This window comes from Archangium sp. (genome assembly GCF_036388035.1).
GTDB lineage: Bacteria > Myxococcota > Myxococcia > Myxococcales > Myxococcaceae > Archangium.
In genome coordinates this window covers 1-15,674 of the sequence record NZ_DASVSO010000140.1, presented here as the reverse complement: position 1 = coordinate 15,674, position 15,674 = coordinate 1, and the positions used below count along the sequence as shown (strand labels likewise).

The window sequence follows — 15,674 nt, the reverse complement described above, 5'->3', positions numbered from 1 at the left end:
CCAGAGGCACTCCCCGTCGTCGCGGATGTCTCCCGGCGTGAAGACGTCCAGCGCGTGCTGGACGCGGCGCTCGCCCGCTTCGGGCAGGTGGATGTCTGGGTGAACAACGCGGGGCGCGGCATCAGCAAGCTCGTCTCCGAGCTCACCGACGAGGACTTCGACGAGATGATGCGCGTCAACGTCAAGTCGGCGCTCTACGGCATGCAGGCCGTGCTGCCGCATTTCCAGTCGCGCGGGCGCGGGCACATCATCAACGTCTCGTCCATGCTGGGGCGCGTGCCGTATGTCCCCGTCCGCTCGGCCTACAACGCGGCCAAGCACGCGCTCAACGCGCTCACGGCCAACCTGCGGCAGGAGCTGCGCGAGCGCTACCCGGGCATCCACGTCACCGCGTTCCTGCCGGGCGTGGTGGCCACCGAGTTCGGCGTGAATGCGCTCGGGGGCGGCATGGACTCGCGCAAGATTCCCGGCGCGCAGTCCGTCGAGGAGACGGCCGCCGTCCTGCTGGATGTCATCGAGCGGCCCCGCCCCGACGTGTACTCGCGGCCGGAGTACCGGCAGCAGGTGCTCGCGTACTACGCGTCCGAGGACCTGGCGCTTCCCGAGCCCGGCGCGCCCCGGCGCCCGTGAGCTGAAATAAACGGAGGCCCCCTCGCGGCGTCCCCCCTGACCGCCGCGACGGGGCCTCCTGGCTGTTATCCGGACGGCAACCGGGCCGGCCGGCGTCCCGCCTAGGCCTTCGTCACCTTCTCACGACCCGGACCCACGTTCTTGCAGGCGTTGCGGGTGTCGACGACCACCTGCGACTGCTTGACGACCATGTTGTAGTCGATGCACGAGTGGTCGGTGAGGATGACCACCGCGTCGTACTGGCTGATCGTCTCCGGGTTCAGCGGCACCGACGTCATGGAGTAGTGGAAGCCGTGGCCCTCCTCGAGGCGCGGCACGTACGGGTCGTGGTACTCGACCTCGGCGCCCTTCTCCTTGAGCAGCGTGATGATGCGCAGGCTCGGGCTCTCGCGCATGTCATCGATGTCCTTCTTGTACGCCGCGCCGATGCACAGGACCTTCGCGCCGTTGAGCGTCTTCCGGGTCTTGTTGAGCGCCTCCATGGTGCGGGTGACCACGTAGTACGGCATCTGCGTGTTCACCTCGCCCGCCAGCTCGATGAACTTGGTGTGGAACTCGTACTCGCGCGCCTTCCACGTCAGGTAGAAGGGATCGATGGGGATGCAGTGGCCGCCCAGGCCGGGGCCCGGGTAGAAGGCCTGGAAGCCGAAGGGCTTCGTCGCCGCGGCGTTGATGACCTCCCACACGTCGATGTTCATCCGGTCGCAGAGCATCTTCATCTCGTTGACCATGGCGATGTTGACGCAGCGGTAGATGTTCTCCAGCAGCTTGGCCAGCTCGGCCACGCGGGTGGAGGACACCGCCACCGTCTCCTTCAGCGCGCTCGAATAGAGCGCCTGCGCCACCTCGAGGCACGCCGGGGTGTGCCCGCCGACGATCTTCGGGATCGTCTTGGTGTTGAAGTTCTTGTTGCCCGGGTCCTCGCGCTCGGGGCTGAAGGCCAGGTGGAAGTCCACGCCCGCCTTCAGGCCGCTCTTCTCCAGCAGCGGCTTGAGCACCTCGTCCGTAGTGCCCGGGTAGGTGGTGGACTCCAGGATGAAGAGCTGCCCTGGACGAACGTGAGGCGACAGCGCCTCGCCCGTCTTCACGATGTAGCTCATGTCCGGCTCACGCGACGCCGTGAGCGGCGTGGGCACGCAGATGATGATGCAGTCCATCTCCTTCGCCTTGGCGAAGTCCGTCGTCGCCTTCAGCTTGCCCTTGCTCGTCAACTCCTTCAGCGGAGCACTGGGGATGTGCTTGATGTAGCTCTCCCCCTTGCCGATGCTGTCCACCTTCCGCGTGTCCACGTCGAGCCCCGTGACGGGGAAGCCGGCCTCCGCGAACGCCATACCCAGCGGCAGACCCACGTAACCCATCCCCACCACGCCCACCCTCGCCTCCCGCCGACGGATACGCTCCAGCAGCGGGCTCACCATGACGCGCATCTGACTCACCTCTCCCTGAAGGTGTGCCGGTCCCCCGGTCACCCTTCGTCCCTGGTCTTCAGTTGAAGACGACGACCCACCTCAGCCACGCCGGGGGCGACACCCGCACCCGGAACACCACCACCTGCGACGGCACCACGAGGCCGTAGCCCGGCGAGTACCGGGACGGCTCCAACCGCGGCTCCAGGCCCGTGGCGAAGAGCACCAGTGCCACCGGTGCCTCCGCCGGCCCCAACTCCACACCGAGCGACTCGAAGTTCCGCGGGGCTTGCGGCACACGCAGCGCCCGAGCCAGTTGCTCGGGCTGGGGCGCCCGGAGCCGTGCCTCGCGGTCCGGAAGGTGGAGTCGCCCCACGATTTCGTGAAGCCCCACCCCCACCAATGCGTCCGTCACTCCGAGCGCACGCTCGCGCTTGTCCAGCAGAAAGGTGCGCTCCACGCCCACGGGCGAGGGCAGCGCGCGGTAGCCGTCGTGCCGCGCGGTGAGCCGCTCCAGCTCGGCGCCCGGCTGGAACACCTGCACCCGCGCCCGCGCCGCCTCGGGCAGCGCGAAGAGCCGGCCCGGCTCGAGCGGCGCCTGCTCCACGCCGTCCACCTCCAGCGTGTTGTGCGCGGCCGTGGCGCGGAACGCGTTGCGCACCGCGGGCTCCCGCGTGTACGTGCCCGTGCCCGGATCCACGATGACGGGACGCCCGCGCAGGTGCAGCTCGAAGGAGAGCTTGTCGTTGTGGCTGTGCCCGCCCACCCCGCGCTGTCCCTGCGCGCCCGCGCTCACCGTCACCACCGCTCCCGCCCCGCGCAGCACGTGGAGGCCTCCCTCCGGGAAGCTCTCCGACTCCGCGGGCCGGGCGAGCCGCAGGGACTGGAAGCGCTCGAGCCCTGGCTGGCCCAGCAGCCAGGCGGCCTCATCCGGGAAGGTCCCCTCCCGGAGGTTCGGGTCCCCGAAGAGGGCCGCCCCCAGCGGGGCGAGGTAGCCCTGATCGCGCGACTCCCGCTCCCGGAAGGGGAAGACGCGGCCCGAGTCGTTGTCGCCGATCTGCGGCGCCAGCCCTTCCTCCGAGCACCAGGCGCGCGCGGCCGCGTACATGCGGCGCAGCCGCGTCTCGTACAGCTCGCCCAGGTCCGTCCCCGTCCCGCGCGCCACCACCCACGCCAGGGTGAAGAGCTCCACCGCCAGTCGGTGGTAGGGCACGGAGCCCTCGAAGGACGTGCCCTCCGGGTGCACCTGGGCCTCCATCTGCGCCCGGAGCCCCGCCACCGCGCGCGCCACCTGCCTCGGCGCGTCCGGCAGCTCCGGGAAGAGCAGGCCCGCCACCAGCAGGCCCACGTAGTTGGAGACGAGGTGGTTGTTGGGTACCGCACCCTTGTCCTCCAGGTGCGCCTCCACCCACGCGGTGTGCTCGGCCAGCGACTCCAGCACCGGCACGAGGAACTCCGAGCGCCGGGCCTCCGGCGCGTCCGAGAACATCACCAGCGCCTGCGCCAGGTTGGCCGCGCGCAGTGCCACCTCCATGGCACACGTCCAGTGCACTCCCTGGCCCACCGGGTTGGCCTGGAGGAAGTCCAGGGTCCGCGTCACGAAGGCCCGCGCGAAGGTGCGTCGCCCCGCCGCGTCGCGCTCCACCCAGTACCCCTGACCGAGCGCCACCAGACAGTCCAGCCGCCCCAGCACCCACGGGTACTTGGGGTCCACGCCCGGCTGCTCCAGCCGGAGCTGCTCCACCGGGATGACCGGGTAGCGGTAGCCGCTCACCGGATCCCTCGACCAGTCCACCGGCCGACCCTCGCCGAAGCACACGGTCCGCCCGAAGACGTCGAACTCGCCTCGCACGGCGTCCCGGGCGCGCGCCAGGGCCCGCTCCTCGGCGCCAGGAAGGGCCGCGAGCGCCTCCATGACGGAGGCCCGCTGATCCACCTCACACCAGGCCCCGCCAGCGCGCGCCGACAGCACCCGCTCGGCCAGCTCCTCCGCGCGCGAGACGCCGTAGGCCTCCAGCAGCCTCGGCTCGTCGAGCCGCTCGCGCTTGCGATAGCGCGCCTGCCGAGCGACTCCCTGGACCCGCCGCGCCATCCCCCGGGCGAGTCCTCCCGGCGCGAGCCGTGCGATCGTCGAGTAGTACCCCAGAGTGCCCATTCCGCTCCGTCCCATCCCGGACGGCTCAGGTAGCAAGTCGCTGGCCAGCGGCCTCCGAGGGGAAAACGGGGCTTGGGGATCGGGAAACCCTGTAGGCCAGTAAAAAGGTTGGCTGGCCGGGTGAATGGGTGGGAAAGGGTTTTCCTTCCGTCACCCCTTTGTTTCCCAGGGAGGGCCGCGTTGCACCGCCCGCCCACCATGGCCATTCCTCCGGTGTGCAGGCGGGTGCTTGGAGTGGGCGGCGCGTGGGAAGGAGTGCCAGCGCCCTCGAGGTGGAGCGGACACTCTCGGCGGTTGCCGAGCGGGCGCTGCACCTCGGGGCGAGGGCAGGACTCGACGCGCTCGTGGAGGCGACTGTACGTCTCACCGAGACGAGTGGGGCCGCGCTGTACGCGGGCTCCCGCCGCGTCGCGCTCGCCGGCCTCGCCCCGCCGGTCCCGGCCCGAGCCCACCCGCAACAGATGATGAAGGAGGGGCGCACGGTGCTCGTGCTAGGCGAGCCGTGTGTGGACGCGGCGGATCGCCAACTCCTCGCGCGCCTGGCGGCGCTGGGCAGTGCCCTGCTGGCGAGCCAGTCCCGCGAGGACGCCTCCCGCGCCGAGCAGGCCCGGCTGCGTCAGGAGCGGATGCGGATGCTGGAGCTGCAGTCGCACCGGGAGCGGGTGCTCGCGCGAGCCGCACACGACGTGCGCACGCCGCTGCTCGTCCTGCAGGGCTACATCGACATGATGACCAAGGGCATGGCGGGCGTGCTCACCCCCTCCATGCAGCGCTACCTCGAGCGCATGGGCCGGGCCGCGGCGGAGATGAACGTGCGTCTCCAGCGGCCGCCGACCGAGCACGCGCCGGTGGAGGACCTGCGCTCCTTGTTGAGCGCCACCTTCGGACCGGGACGGCGCACCTCCGCCAGACTGGAGCTGCCCACGGAGCCGGTGCGTGTCCGGGCACCTCGGGAGGCGCTGGCCCTGCTGGTGCGGACACTGGAGCGGCTGCTGGTGGGAGCCGGAGCCTCGGAGATGGTGTTGCGCTTGGAGGCACAGGACGGGGCGCGGTGGAGGCTGAGCCTCCAGGCCCGCGCGGAACTCCCGGTGCCGAAGCGCGCGCTCGAGTCGCTGGAGAGACTCGCCCGGAGACTGGACGCCGGACTGACGGTGCGCGAAGCGCCGGAAGTCGCGCTGACTATGTTGTTGCCGGGCATCCCGGGTTGAGCGGGCACCCCGGGTGCGCTCGCGAGCAACCTGTACACTTAGTGGACAGGTTCGCGCGAAATGCGCCCGGGAGGTCGAGGCCCGCGATGCGGATGCCTCGGACGGCTCAGCTCAGGGTTCAACCTCGGGAGCCTGCACCACCCTCGCCGCCGCGCGCAGCGCCATGCGCCGCCGCGTCCAGCGGATGATGAGGACGCCCAGGCCCACCACCACCGCCGTGAGGACCAGCCAGCGCAGGCCGCCCCGCACATCCGCGAGCACCGTGGGGCCGAACCGGTAGCCCAGCCACGTCATCCCCAGCGCGCCGACCCAGGCCGCGGCCCCATCGGCCAGGAGGAAACGCCGGTACGGTACGCCCGTGGCGCCCGCCAGCAGGAACGCGGGGGCACGCAGGCCCGGCATGAAACGCGCGAGAAACACCGCCACCGCCCCGCGCCGGGCGAACAGCTTCTGGAGGAGCTCCATGCGCTCCGGCGTCAGCATCCTGGACAGCTTCGGGTGGCAGAAGACCCTCGGCCCCAGGGAGCGTCCGACCCGGAACAGCGCGCTGTCTCCGGCGAGGATGCCCAGGTAGGCGATGAGCGCCATGAACGGCAGGCTGCCGCCGCTCTTCGCGACCACCATGCCTCCGGTGATGACGACCAGCTCCTCGCTCAGCGGCGCGCCCACTCCACAGAGGACGAGGAGCAGGAACACCGCCGGATACGAGAACGCCGCGATCCACAGCGTGACCTGCGCCTCCACGCACCGCCTCCCGGTTCCCCCCAAGCTGCTCACCGCGAGGCGAAGGGAGAAGGGGCCAGTCGGGCCTTGGCCCCTCGCCCGCTCAGGAACTCGACGGAAGGAGCTGACGCACCAGGTCCAACAGCTTGCCGCGCTCCACCTCGCGCTTGACGAGGTAGCCATCCGCCCCCGCCTCCAGACCGGCGGCCCGCTCCTGCGGACTGTCCAGCGAGGTGCAGAGGATGACGGGAGTGCGGGACAGCTTGGGGTGGGCGCGGATGCGCCGGGTGAGCCCGATGCCGTCCAGCCGTGGCATCTGCCAGTCGCTCACCACGAGCTGGCAGGGCGTGCGCTCGAGGATGCTCAGCGCCTCCTCGCCATCTCCCGCCGTCACCACCGAGTAGCCGGCGATCTCCAGCAGCGACTTGATGGCGAAGCGGGTGGTGAGCGCGTCGTCGCACACGAGGATGTGCTGGCGGCGCACCTCGGCGACCGCGCGGAGCACCACCGGAGCGGCGGCGGCGCGCAGCAGCTCGGGCGCGTTGAGCACCGGCACCACGCTGCCGTCGTCCAGCACCGCGGCCCCGGCCAGGTGGGACACGCTCTGCAGGTGCCGCCCCAGCGAGCGGACGACGATCTCCTGCTGGCCCACCACCGCGTCGATGGCGAACACCGCGCGCACGCCGCCGAGCGCCAGCACCATCGCCGTCTGCGGCTTGCCCGACTCGAGCGCCAGCGGCAGCCGGGGCATGCCGATCGCCTCGGAGAGCGCGTGGAAGGGCAACTGCTCGTCCTCCACGCACGCCACCACGTGCCCGGCCACCGTCCCCACGTCCGAGGGAGCCAGCCGCAGCACGCGCTCCACCGCGTCCGAGGGAATGGCCACCACGGCGGTGCCGGAGCGCACCAGCAGCCCCAGCGCGCCCGCGAGGATCAACGGCAGGTCGATGGTGAAGCGCGTCCCCTTGCCCTTCTCGAAGGAGATGTCCACCGCGCCCTGCAGCCGCGTGGCCGTGCTCTGCACCACGTCCAGGCCCACGCCGCGGCCGGACGTCTCCGTCACATGGTCGCGGGTGGAGAAGCCGGGCTCGAAGACGAGCCGGGCGGCCTGCATCTCGGTGAGCTTGGCGGCCTCCGCATCGGTGAGCAGCCCGCGGCGCACGGCCACGGCCCGCACGTTCTCCGGGGACAGGCCCGCGCCGTCGTCCTCCACCACCACCGCCAGGCGGGTGCCCCGGGGCTCCACGCGCACCTCGAGCTGCCCGCGCGCGCTCTTGCCCGCCGCCAGGCGCTCGCTCGTCGCTTCAATCCCGTGGTCCAGCGCGTTGCGCACCAGGTGCTGCAGCGGATCCTTCAGCACGTCCACGATGCGCCGGTCGATGCGCACGTCGCCACCGGCGAGCACCAGCTCCACGTCCTTGCCCAGCCGAGCGCACAGCTCGCGCACCGTGCGCTTGAGCGGCTCCAGAATCTGCGAGGCCGGCACCATGCGCAGGTCGCGCAGGTCATCGCGCACCACCTGGGCCACCATGGCGAGCTGCTCGCCCTCGCGGTGGACGTCCTTGGAGAGCTGCACGAGCCGCTTCTGCACGCCGCGCACCATGCCCACGCCGGAGCGCAGCGACTCGAGCGCCCCGCCGCCCCCCGAGGACAGCGCGAGCTGCTGGGCCGTGCGCTCCAACTGCAACAGGGCCTGGTGCGTCTGCTCCAACAGCTCGCGGTGCGCCTCCGCGCGGCGGAGCTGCTGCGCCCGGCCCGCCGCGAGCTGCTCCACCTGGAGCGCCAGCGAGTCGAGTGTCCGCACCGAGATGCGCACCGCCCGGTCCATGTCCTGCTGCTGGCGCCGGCCGGCCGCCGAGCGCGTCGTCGCCACCGGCTCCGCGGGGGCCGCGGCGGGCTCGGCGGGAGACTCCTCCGCGAGCGACTCCAGCGCGCCACGCAGCTCCACGAGCGAGCCCGTCACCTCCGAGGCCGCCACGCTGGCGCCGACGCCCCCCTCCTCCATGCGCGCGAAGCCCGAGCGCACCGAGCTCGCCAGCGTCTCCACGGCGGACATGCCAGCCGTCTGCGCCGCGGCCTTCAGCAGCTCGGCCAGCCCCACCGCCTCCCACACCGCGCCCGGCCGATCCTCCAGGTCCGGCGAGCACAGCCGGCGCAGGGACGTCTCCAGCTTCTCCAGCGTCTGGAGGCCCTCGCGCCGGAAGTGGGCGGGGGCCTTGGGCTGCACCGCGGCGGCCTGCACGACGCCACCCCGCCCGAGCGAGGCCAGCAGCGCTCCCAGCCCCTCGATGACGGGCAGCTCGCCGGTGTCCCCGTGGTTGAGCGCGGACTCGATGGCCGACAGGCTGCGCAGGGTGGACTCCACCAGCCCCTTGGGCGGCGTCTGCCCGGGGGCGCAGTGCGCCAGCCCATCCTCGATGGCGTGCACGAGCTGCTCGATGTCCGACAGCCCCAGACTGGCCGCGGACCCCTTCAGACTGTGCACCTCCCGCTTGAGGGCGGTGAGCTGTTCCGACACCTGCTCGGCCGAGCCCTGCTCCAACCCCAGCACGGCCGTGCCGATGGTCTGGAGCTGTTCGCGCGTCTCCGCAGCGAAGATGGGCCAGAGGCTACGCAGTACCCGCGGATCCATGCGCCCTCCGTCCTAGCTCCGCCCCACCGCGGTGGGGTCTCCGAGTTGCTCGAGATCGAGCACCATCAACAGCTCCTTGGTGGTGCGATCCCTCGTGAGGAACGTGAAGGGCCCCGCTGGCGGGTGCGACAGGTCCGCCCTGGGCAGCTCCTGCCGTCCGTCCACCTCCTCCGCCGCCAGGCCGAAGAACTCCTCGGACACCTCCACCACGACGACGCGCGCCAGGTCCGACATACCGCCTCCTTCCAAACCCAGCACCTGACGCAGATCCAACACCGGCACCACCCTCGAGCGGGACACCAGCGCGCCCAGCACGTAACGCGGCGCGCCCGGCAACGGACACAGCCCCTTGGACTCCAGCACGTGGTCCACCGCCTCGATGGGCACCGCGTAGCGCTCGCCGCCCACGCGGAAGGACAGCACCGACACCGTCTCGCGGCGATCCTCTTGACGCGAGCCGGCCAGGGCGCGCGCCCGATCGGCGAGCACCTCGCGACGACGCTCCGGGCTGAGCACCTGCGCGCCCTCGAGCACCGCCTGCGCCTCGTCCAGCTTGCGGCGCAGTGCCGCGTAGTCGATCTTCCCGCTCGACTCGTCCCCGGCCATGGCCCCTCTAGTACTTGCTGGCGGGGAGCTTCAGGATGCTGCGCACCTTCTCGCGCAGGTCATCCACCGCCACGGGCTTGTTGAGAAACGCGCTCGCCCCCACCAGCCGTCCCCGCTGCCGGCTCGAGTCGTCCTTGAGCGAGGTCAGCATCACCACGGGCGTGGCGAAGAGGATGGGGTCGGCCCGCACCGCCGCGCACAGCGCGAACCCGTCCATCTCCGGCATCTGCACGTCGGAGATGACCAGGTCTGGCTTGATCTCCCGGGCACGCGCGAGCCCCTGCACGCCATTGCTGGCCTCGAAGAACTCCAGCCCCCACCCCATCAGGTACACCTGGATGAGGTTGGTGATGGTCTTCGTGTCTTCGACGATCAACACCTTCATTCTTGGGATTCCTCCACGGAGACGCCCTGTCCTGTCATAGCTGGTACTTCCCCACGAGGTCGGAGAAGCGCTTGGAGAGGCTGGAGAGGTTGCCCGCTACCTGCTCGATGCGCTTGGTCCCCTCGACGTTGTCCTGCATGGCGATGGTCAGCTCGTTCATCGCCGCGGCGATCTGCTCCACGCCGATGGTCTGCTGCCGGGTGTTGCCGGCGATCTGCCGGGCCGCCGAGGACGACTCCCGGATGAGATCCGACAGGCCCACGATGGCCGCGCCCGCGCTTTGGGCCAGCTCCATGGCCCAAAGGGCCCGGCGGCTGCCCTCCTCGGTGGCCGTCACGGCGGCGCGCGTGCCCTTCTGCACCTCACCCAGCAGGGCGCGCACCTGGTTGGCCGCCATCTTCGACTGCTCGGCCAGCGTGCGCATCTCCATGGCCACCACCGCGAAGCCACGGCCCTGGTCGCCCGCCTTGGCCGCCTCGATGGAGGCGTTGAGCGCCAGCAGGTTGGACTGCTCGGCCACGTCCTTCACCGTGGTGATGATGTCGCCAATCTGGAGCGTCTGCTCGTTGAGGTCCGTGATGGCCAGGGCGATGGCCTTCACCTGCTCGCTGAGCTTCTCCATGGCGGAGACGCTCTCGCTGACGACCTTCTGACCCTCGGCGCTCAGCGCATCCGAGCGCTGGGTGCCGCCGATGACGGTGTCCGCGAAGGAGGTGGCCTGCTTGGACGTCTGGGCGATCTCCGCCACCGTGGCGCCCGTCTCGTGGATGGCGGAGGCCTGCTCGTTGGCCATGGCGGACTGCTGCGAGGAGGTGGCCAGCACGTTGGTGGCCTCGCGCTCCATCTCCGAGGCCGCGGTGCGCAGGTCCTTGAGCAGGTCCGACAGCACCTCGGCCATGGTGGCGAAGCTGCGCGCCAGGTCTCCCACCTCGTCGGTGCCGTGGGTCTCTATCTGCTGCCGCAGGTCTCCCGCGGCGATGCCGGCCGCCGCGCGTGCCAGGCGCTCCAGCGGGACGATGAGCACGCGGGCCACCAGGGCCACCACCACCAGACAGCCGCCGAGCACCAGCAGGCCCAGGACGAACCCGCGCATCGCCATGCGCGACACCGTCTGGTCCAGCACGTCCAGCTCCATGCCCACCTGCACCGAGCCCACCTGCAGTGGCTGGCCCGCGTCGTCGCCGGGGGTGCGCGACTGGAAGAAGATGGGAGCGGACGTCTCCAGCACCCGCCGCCCGCCCACGTACACCTCGCGGTCGCGCCCCTGCGGGGAGAGCGCGGGCAGCAGCGCCGGGCTCACCAGGCGCTGGGCCCGGGAGTGGCCGAGCAGGTCTCCCTGGCGGTCGCGCACCACCACGTACGCCACGTCCGGGTTGTTGCGGAGGGTGGCGGCCGTGGCGCGCTCCAGGCCCGCCTCGTCCCGCGACCAGGTGGCGATGGACAGGTGGTGCGCCAGCTCGTGGCCCGCCGAGGTGGCCCGCTTGGCGAACTCCGCCTTGAGCGACTCGCGCATCTGGAACGAGAAGGCGGCCACGAGAATGAGCATCACGAGCGTGCCCGACACGCCGGTGATGGCCAGAATCTTGGTCCGCAGGCTGAGGCGCCGCATGTCCAGCCTCTGAATGGCGGGCGGTGTCATGCCAGTGCCGTCCACGGGTCCTCCCAGCTCCAACAGGCGCCGATCATCGCGCACCCGACTTTCCCATCTTCGCTCCTGGAACGAGCGCTCGCCGCAGGCCTCCCACCGTCACCTCTTCCATACCCCGCAGCACGTGCTCGTCATCCAATCCTTCCAATGCCCGCAGCGCGTTGCGCCGCGCCCGTTCCGCTTCCTCGGGCTGGCTCAACTGACCATAGAGCGCCACGAGCATGGCATGACCGACGGCCAGTTGGGGCTCCAGATAGAGCGCCTTGCGGATCGCGGCCACGGCCCCCTGCACGTCCCCTCGCCCTTCGGCCACCATGGCCAGCAGCAGGTAGGCCTCGGGGGAGAGGTCCCGAGCGGCCAGCCGAGCGAGCTCCTCGGCCAGGTCATACTTCCCGGCGCGCGCCGCGGCCCGGGCCTGCTCCAGCGTGCCGGGGACCGAGGGTCCGGCCGACGGCTGGGAGGACGGAGGGGGCGCGACCTGGGCGGCCGACAGCTCCGGAGCGGGAGCCACCCGGGCCACCCGGGGAGGCGTCAGCACCCGCCGCAGCGGGCTCGGTACCCGGGCCGCGACCCGGATGGGGCCGGGCCGGGTGGCCCGCGCCGGCGGCCGCTCTCCGGGCGGGGGCTTGCGCAGCACGGTGAGCCCGTCCATCTCCCGCGCCTCCAGCCCCAGGCCCTGGGAGAAGGGCAGCTCGGCGGGAGACAGGAAGAGCCACCCCCCGGGCGCGAGCGCCTGGACGAGCCGCTCCAGCACGCCGGGGATGACCTCCGGGGGGAAGTAGATGAGGACGTTGCGGCAGAAGACGGCCTGGGCGCCGGACACGGGCGGGGCGTCGGTGACGAGGTTGTGCCGCCGGAACTCCACCCGCGCGCGCACCTCGGCGGGCACGGAGACGGAGTCGGGCCGGATGGAGAGGAAGCGCCGCTCCAGCTCGGGCTCCATGCGCCGCACGGACCAGGGGGAGTACGTGGCCTGCTGGGCGCGCGCGAGGGCGCGGCCGGACACGTCCGTGCCCAGCACGCGGACGCGCTCGGGGGGGAGGCCGACCGCCAGCAGGGCCATGGTGATGCTGAAGGGCTCCTCCCCGCTCGCGCAGCCGGCGCTCCACACCTGGAAGGGCCCGGTGCTGGGGACGGCCAGTCGCGCCAGCGCGCGCAGCTGCTCCGGGTGGCGGAAGAAGTACGTCTCTCCGATGACGGCGTAGCCGATGAAGGACTCCACCGCCGCGGTGTCGCGCGCCAGCAGCCGCTCGAGGAAGTCGAGCGTGGGCAGTCCCTGGGACTCGGCCGCGCGCGTCAGGGCGGTACCCAGCGAGGGACGCACACTGGGGGCCAGCACCATGCCGCACGCGGCGCGCAGGACCGTCTCCAGCCCGCCCAGCGTCGACTCGTCGAGGCGCTCCGTGCGCAGCGGCTCCTTCACGGCCCCTCCGGGACCGCCAGGAAGGCCGAGGCGCGCAGCAGCGGCCGCAGGCCCTCGGGCGTGCGACACAGGCCCGCCATCAACCCGGTGCCATCCCAGGGCGTGGGGACGGTGCCCGACGCGGAGCCCTCCACCAGCAGCGGGGACTCGACGAGATCCCTCACCCGATCCACCAGCAGCGCCACCGTCCGCGCGCCCCCACAGATGACGAGGTGGGCGTCCAGATCCGGCTCCCGGCGCACGCCGAGCATCGCGGACACGTCCACCACCACCGCGGGTGTGCCCCGGTAGAGCATGGTGCCCACCACATGGGGGAGCGCCGTCGGCAGCGGCTCGACGGCCACCAGCCGCACCACCTCCAGCACCGCCTCCACGGGCAGGAGCGCCGTCGTGCCGGCCACCTCCACCGTGAGGTAGAGGCCGGGCAGTCGCTGTTCCACGCCGAGCGTGGCCAGTTCTCGCCGCAGCCGGACGATCTCCTCTTCCAACGACGCCAGCCGCTTCTCTGCCGACGCGCGTCTCGCCTGAGCTTCAGCCGTCATCGAAGGGAACCGACCATCGCGAGTCCGCCTGAATCCATGCGCGGGAGAGTTGGACGGTAGTCCGATATTGCGGGGATGGTCAATGCGGGCGACACATCCTACCTCCGGGCGCGAGTTGGACGGGTGGACGGCTGACGGGCAAGCAGAGATCTGCCGAGTCGCGTGTTTCCGGGAGTTATGGTTTCATGCCGGGCCATAACGGTTGGTTCCCACCCAGGCGCAGACCGGGGGAGCAAGAATACATGGTGACCGGCGATTCGCAGGGTCCGGGAGATACAGGGGCGGATCCTCTCATCGGGCGGACGCTCAATGGCCGCTTCAGCATCCTCGAGCCGATTGGCGTCGGAGGGATGGGACGGGTCTACCGTGCCCAGCAGACCCCGTTGGATCGCGTGGTCGCGCTGAAGGTGCTCAACCCCAACTTCCCCACCAGCAAGGATCCAGGCTTCCAGAAGCGCTTCCTGCGCGAGGCCTCGCTCTCGTCCAAGCTCCGCCACCCCAACACGGTGACGGTGATCGACTACGGGCAGACGGACGATGGCATCTACTACATCGCCATGGAGTACCTGGAGGGGCGGACGCTCGCCCAGGCGCTGACGGAGGTGGGGCCGCTGCCCTGGGCACGCGCGCTCAACATCGCGCAGCAGATCTGCCGCTCCCTGCGCGAGGCCCACAACCAGGGCATCGTCCACCGGGACCTCAAGCCGGCCAACATCATGATCCTCAACGAGGCCGATCAGGACCTCGTCAAGGTGCTGGACTTCGGACTGGTGAAGTCCATCGCGCCCACCACGGAGGAGGCGCCCAACCCGGAGATCACCCAGAGCGGCACCTTCCTGGGCTCGCCGGCGTACATGGCGCCGGAGCAGGCGCGCAACGAGTCGGACGTGCGCAGCGACGTGTACTCGCTGGGCGTGATGCTCTACCAGATGCTGGTGGGGCGGCCGCCGTTCATCTCGAAGGATCACATCGAGCTCATCTTCGCCCACCACAAGGAGCTGCCGCCCGCCTTCAGCTCGGTGCGGCCGGACGTGTCGGTGCCGCCGGAGCTCGAGTCGCTGGTGCGCCGGTGCCTGGAGAAGGATCCGGCGCGCCGCTTCCAGTCGATGGACGAGCTGCTGGAGGCGATGCGCGGGGCCAACATGTCCGCGGGCGGCCACAGCGGCATCTTCAAGCGTCCAGGTGGGCAGAACACCACGGGGCCCTACAAGACCCCGCTCTTCGCCGGCATCGCGGGTGACGCGCCCGCCGGGGGCGACACGCTCGCGGTGGACATCAGCGTGGAGGTGCCGCCCGACATGCAGAAGGCGCGTCGGCGCACGCTCATGCTGGGAGGCCTGGTGGGCGGAGGCATCGCCGCGCTCATCACGGGCGGCCTGCTGCTGTCCTCGGGAGTCCTCACGTGGGGCGCCCCGAAGGAGACGACGGCCGTGGTCGCCCCGGCCCCCGCCCCCGCCGAGAAGGCGCCGGTGGAGCAGGTGGTGCGCTTCCGGCTGATGAGCCAGCCCACGGGCGCGCGCGTCGTCTACCACGGCGAGGAGCGCGGCACGACGCCGCTGCTGCTGGAGATTCCCAAGGAGAAGGGCCAGGACACCGTCACCGCCGAGTTCACCTTCGTGCTCGACGGCTACCAGCCGGAGACGGTCATCACCGGCGGCTCGGGCGAGGTGGTGTTCGCCCAGAAGCTGCAGCGCACCCGGGGTGGTTCGGCGGGCGGCAACCGCAACGCGGGCGCGTCCTCGGGCAGCCGGGTGGATCACGCCTCGGGGGCCGCGGGCACGTCCTCCACGGCGACGGCCCTGGGCTCCATGTCCGCGCCGGTGATGCTCGAGTCGGATCCACCGCCCGCGCCCGTGCCCGCGGGGGCTCCGAGCAAGGTCGACACGGCCACGGAGCCGAAGCCCACGTCGGGCGCCTCGGGCGGCCTGGCCGTGCCGGTGCTGGCGCTGTCCAAGGGCGTCGCCTCCACGGGAGACGGCCCCGTGCCCTTCCAGGAGGGCATGCCGCGCCCGGTGGAGCTGAAGGGCAAGGACATCGTCTATACGCGCGAGGCGCTCGCGGCCCGCGTGGAGGGGACGATGCTGGTGAAGTGCGTCATCACCCAGGCGGGCGCGGTGGAGAACTGCCGCGTCATCAAGGGCCTGCCGCACATGAACGAGGCGGTGGTGCAGTCGCTGCGCTCGCGCACCTACAGGCCCATCACCCTGCAGGGCCGGCCGGTGGCGGTGGACTACACCTTCAGCATCCGCCTGGTGGCGCCGCGCCGCCGCTGAGTCCCGTGCCGCACCACTCGGAGTCTATCGACTCCGGGTGAGC

Annotated in this window: 12 protein-coding genes; 3 read left to right on the top strand and 9 right to left on the bottom strand. The window is 71.4% G+C overall.

From position 1 onward, the window contains the following. Positions 1 to 630: SDR family oxidoreductase (locus VF697_RS06185; protein ID WP_331092558.1), on the top strand; the 630-nt coding region annotated here is incomplete at its 5' end. A 101-nt stretch (positions 631 to 731) separates the two neighbouring features. Here VF697_RS06185 and VF697_RS06180 read toward each other — a convergent pair. Together VF697_RS06180 and VF697_RS06175 are read right to left on the bottom strand one after the other, a co-directional pair. Beyond that, positions 732 to 2,057: a nucleotide sugar dehydrogenase gene (locus tag VF697_RS06180; protein ID WP_331092557.1), complete on the bottom strand. Its 1,326-nt coding sequence runs from the start codon at positions 2,055 to 2,057 to the stop codon at positions 732 to 734. A gap of 58 nt (positions 2,058 to 2,115) precedes the next feature. Further along, a complete protein-coding gene (locus VF697_RS06175) occupies positions 2,116 to 4,191 on the bottom strand; it encodes an alginate lyase family protein (protein ID WP_331092556.1) in 2,076 nt (691 codons plus the stop codon). Positions 4,192 to 4,436: 245 nt separating this feature from the next. On the opposite strand from VF697_RS06175, the gene VF697_RS06170 reads away from it, so the two are divergent. Then, entirely contained in the window at positions 4,437 to 5,399 is a 963-nt protein-coding gene (locus tag VF697_RS06170; protein WP_331092555.1) for a histidine kinase dimerization/phospho-acceptor domain-containing protein, read from the top strand. 111 nt (positions 5,400 to 5,510) lie between these two features. Here VF697_RS06170 and VF697_RS06165 read toward each other — a convergent pair whose 3' ends face one another. The 7 genes from VF697_RS06165 to VF697_RS06135 form a co-directional block, all read right to left on the bottom strand. Continuing rightward, positions 5,511 to 6,143 carry a DedA family protein gene (locus VF697_RS06165; protein WP_331092554.1) on the bottom strand — a complete coding sequence of 211 codons (633 nt, stop codon included), beginning with the start codon at positions 6,141 to 6,143 and terminating at the stop codon, positions 5,511 to 5,513. An 82-nt stretch (positions 6,144 to 6,225) separates the two neighbouring features. Next, the gene (locus tag VF697_RS06160) at positions 6,226 to 8,754 is read right to left on the bottom strand and encodes a hybrid sensor histidine kinase/response regulator (RefSeq protein ID WP_331092553.1); all 2,529 of its coding nucleotides are present in this window, start codon (positions 8,752 to 8,754) and stop codon (positions 6,226 to 6,228) included. A 12-nt stretch (positions 8,755 to 8,766) separates the two neighbouring features. Next, positions 8,767 to 9,360, bottom strand: a complete 594-nt coding sequence (locus tag VF697_RS06155) for a chemotaxis protein CheW (protein WP_331092552.1) — start codon at positions 9,358 to 9,360, stop codon at positions 8,767 to 8,769. Between the two features lie 7 nt (positions 9,361 to 9,367). Then, entirely contained in the window at positions 9,368 to 9,745 is a 378-nt protein-coding gene (locus tag VF697_RS06150; protein ID WP_331092551.1) for a response regulator, read from the bottom strand. A 34-nt stretch (positions 9,746 to 9,779) separates the two neighbouring features. Further along, positions 9,780 to 11,384, bottom strand: coding sequence for a methyl-accepting chemotaxis protein (locus VF697_RS06145; RefSeq protein ID WP_331092559.1), 1,605 nt, complete (start codon positions 11,382 to 11,384; stop codon positions 9,780 to 9,782). A 43-nt stretch (positions 11,385 to 11,427) separates the two neighbouring features. After that, entirely contained in the window at positions 11,428 to 12,816 is a 1,389-nt protein-coding gene (locus VF697_RS06140; protein WP_331092550.1) for a CheR family methyltransferase, read from the bottom strand. Then, positions 12,813 to 13,358, bottom strand: a complete 546-nt coding sequence (locus tag VF697_RS06135; protein WP_331092549.1) for a chemotaxis protein CheW — start codon at positions 13,356 to 13,358, stop codon at positions 12,813 to 12,815. The genes VF697_RS06140 and VF697_RS06135 overlap by 4 nt, the downstream gene beginning before the upstream one ends. A gap of 242 nt (positions 13,359 to 13,600) precedes the next feature. On the opposite strand from VF697_RS06135, the gene VF697_RS06130 reads away from it, so the two are divergent. Continuing rightward, positions 13,601 to 15,631 carry a TonB family protein gene (locus VF697_RS06130; RefSeq protein ID WP_331092548.1) on the top strand — a complete coding sequence of 677 codons (2,031 nt, stop codon included), beginning with the start codon at positions 13,601 to 13,603 and terminating at the stop codon, positions 15,629 to 15,631. Positions 15,632 to 15,674: the final 43 nt, after the last annotated feature.

Coding starts and splice junctions, on each gene's coding strand:
- VF697_RS06175 (WP_331092556.1), bottom strand. CDS start 4,191: ATGGGCACTCTGGGGTACTACTCGACGATCGCACGGCTCGCGCCGGGA.
- VF697_RS06155 (WP_331092552.1), bottom strand. CDS start 9,360: ATGGCCGGGGACGAGTCGAGCGGGAAGATCGACTACGCGGCACTGCGC.
- VF697_RS06180 (WP_331092557.1), bottom strand. CDS start 2,057: ATGCGCGTCATGGTGAGCCCGCTGCTGGAGCGTATCCGTCGGCGGGAG.
- VF697_RS06145 (WP_331092559.1), bottom strand. CDS start 11,384: ATGACACCGCCCGCCATTCAGAGGCTGGACATGCGGCGCCTCAGCCTG.
- VF697_RS06130 (WP_331092548.1), top strand. CDS start 13,601: ATGGTGACCGGCGATTCGCAGGGTCCGGGAGATACAGGGGCGGATCCT.
- VF697_RS06135 (WP_331092549.1), bottom strand. CDS start 13,358: ATGACGGCTGAAGCTCAGGCGAGACGCGCGTCGGCAGAGAAGCGGCTG.
- VF697_RS06160 (WP_331092553.1), bottom strand. CDS start 8,754: ATGGATCCGCGGGTACTGCGTAGCCTCTGGCCCATCTTCGCTGCGGAG.
- VF697_RS06150 (WP_331092551.1), bottom strand. CDS start 9,745: ATGAAGGTGTTGATCGTCGAAGACACGAAGACCATCACCAACCTCATC.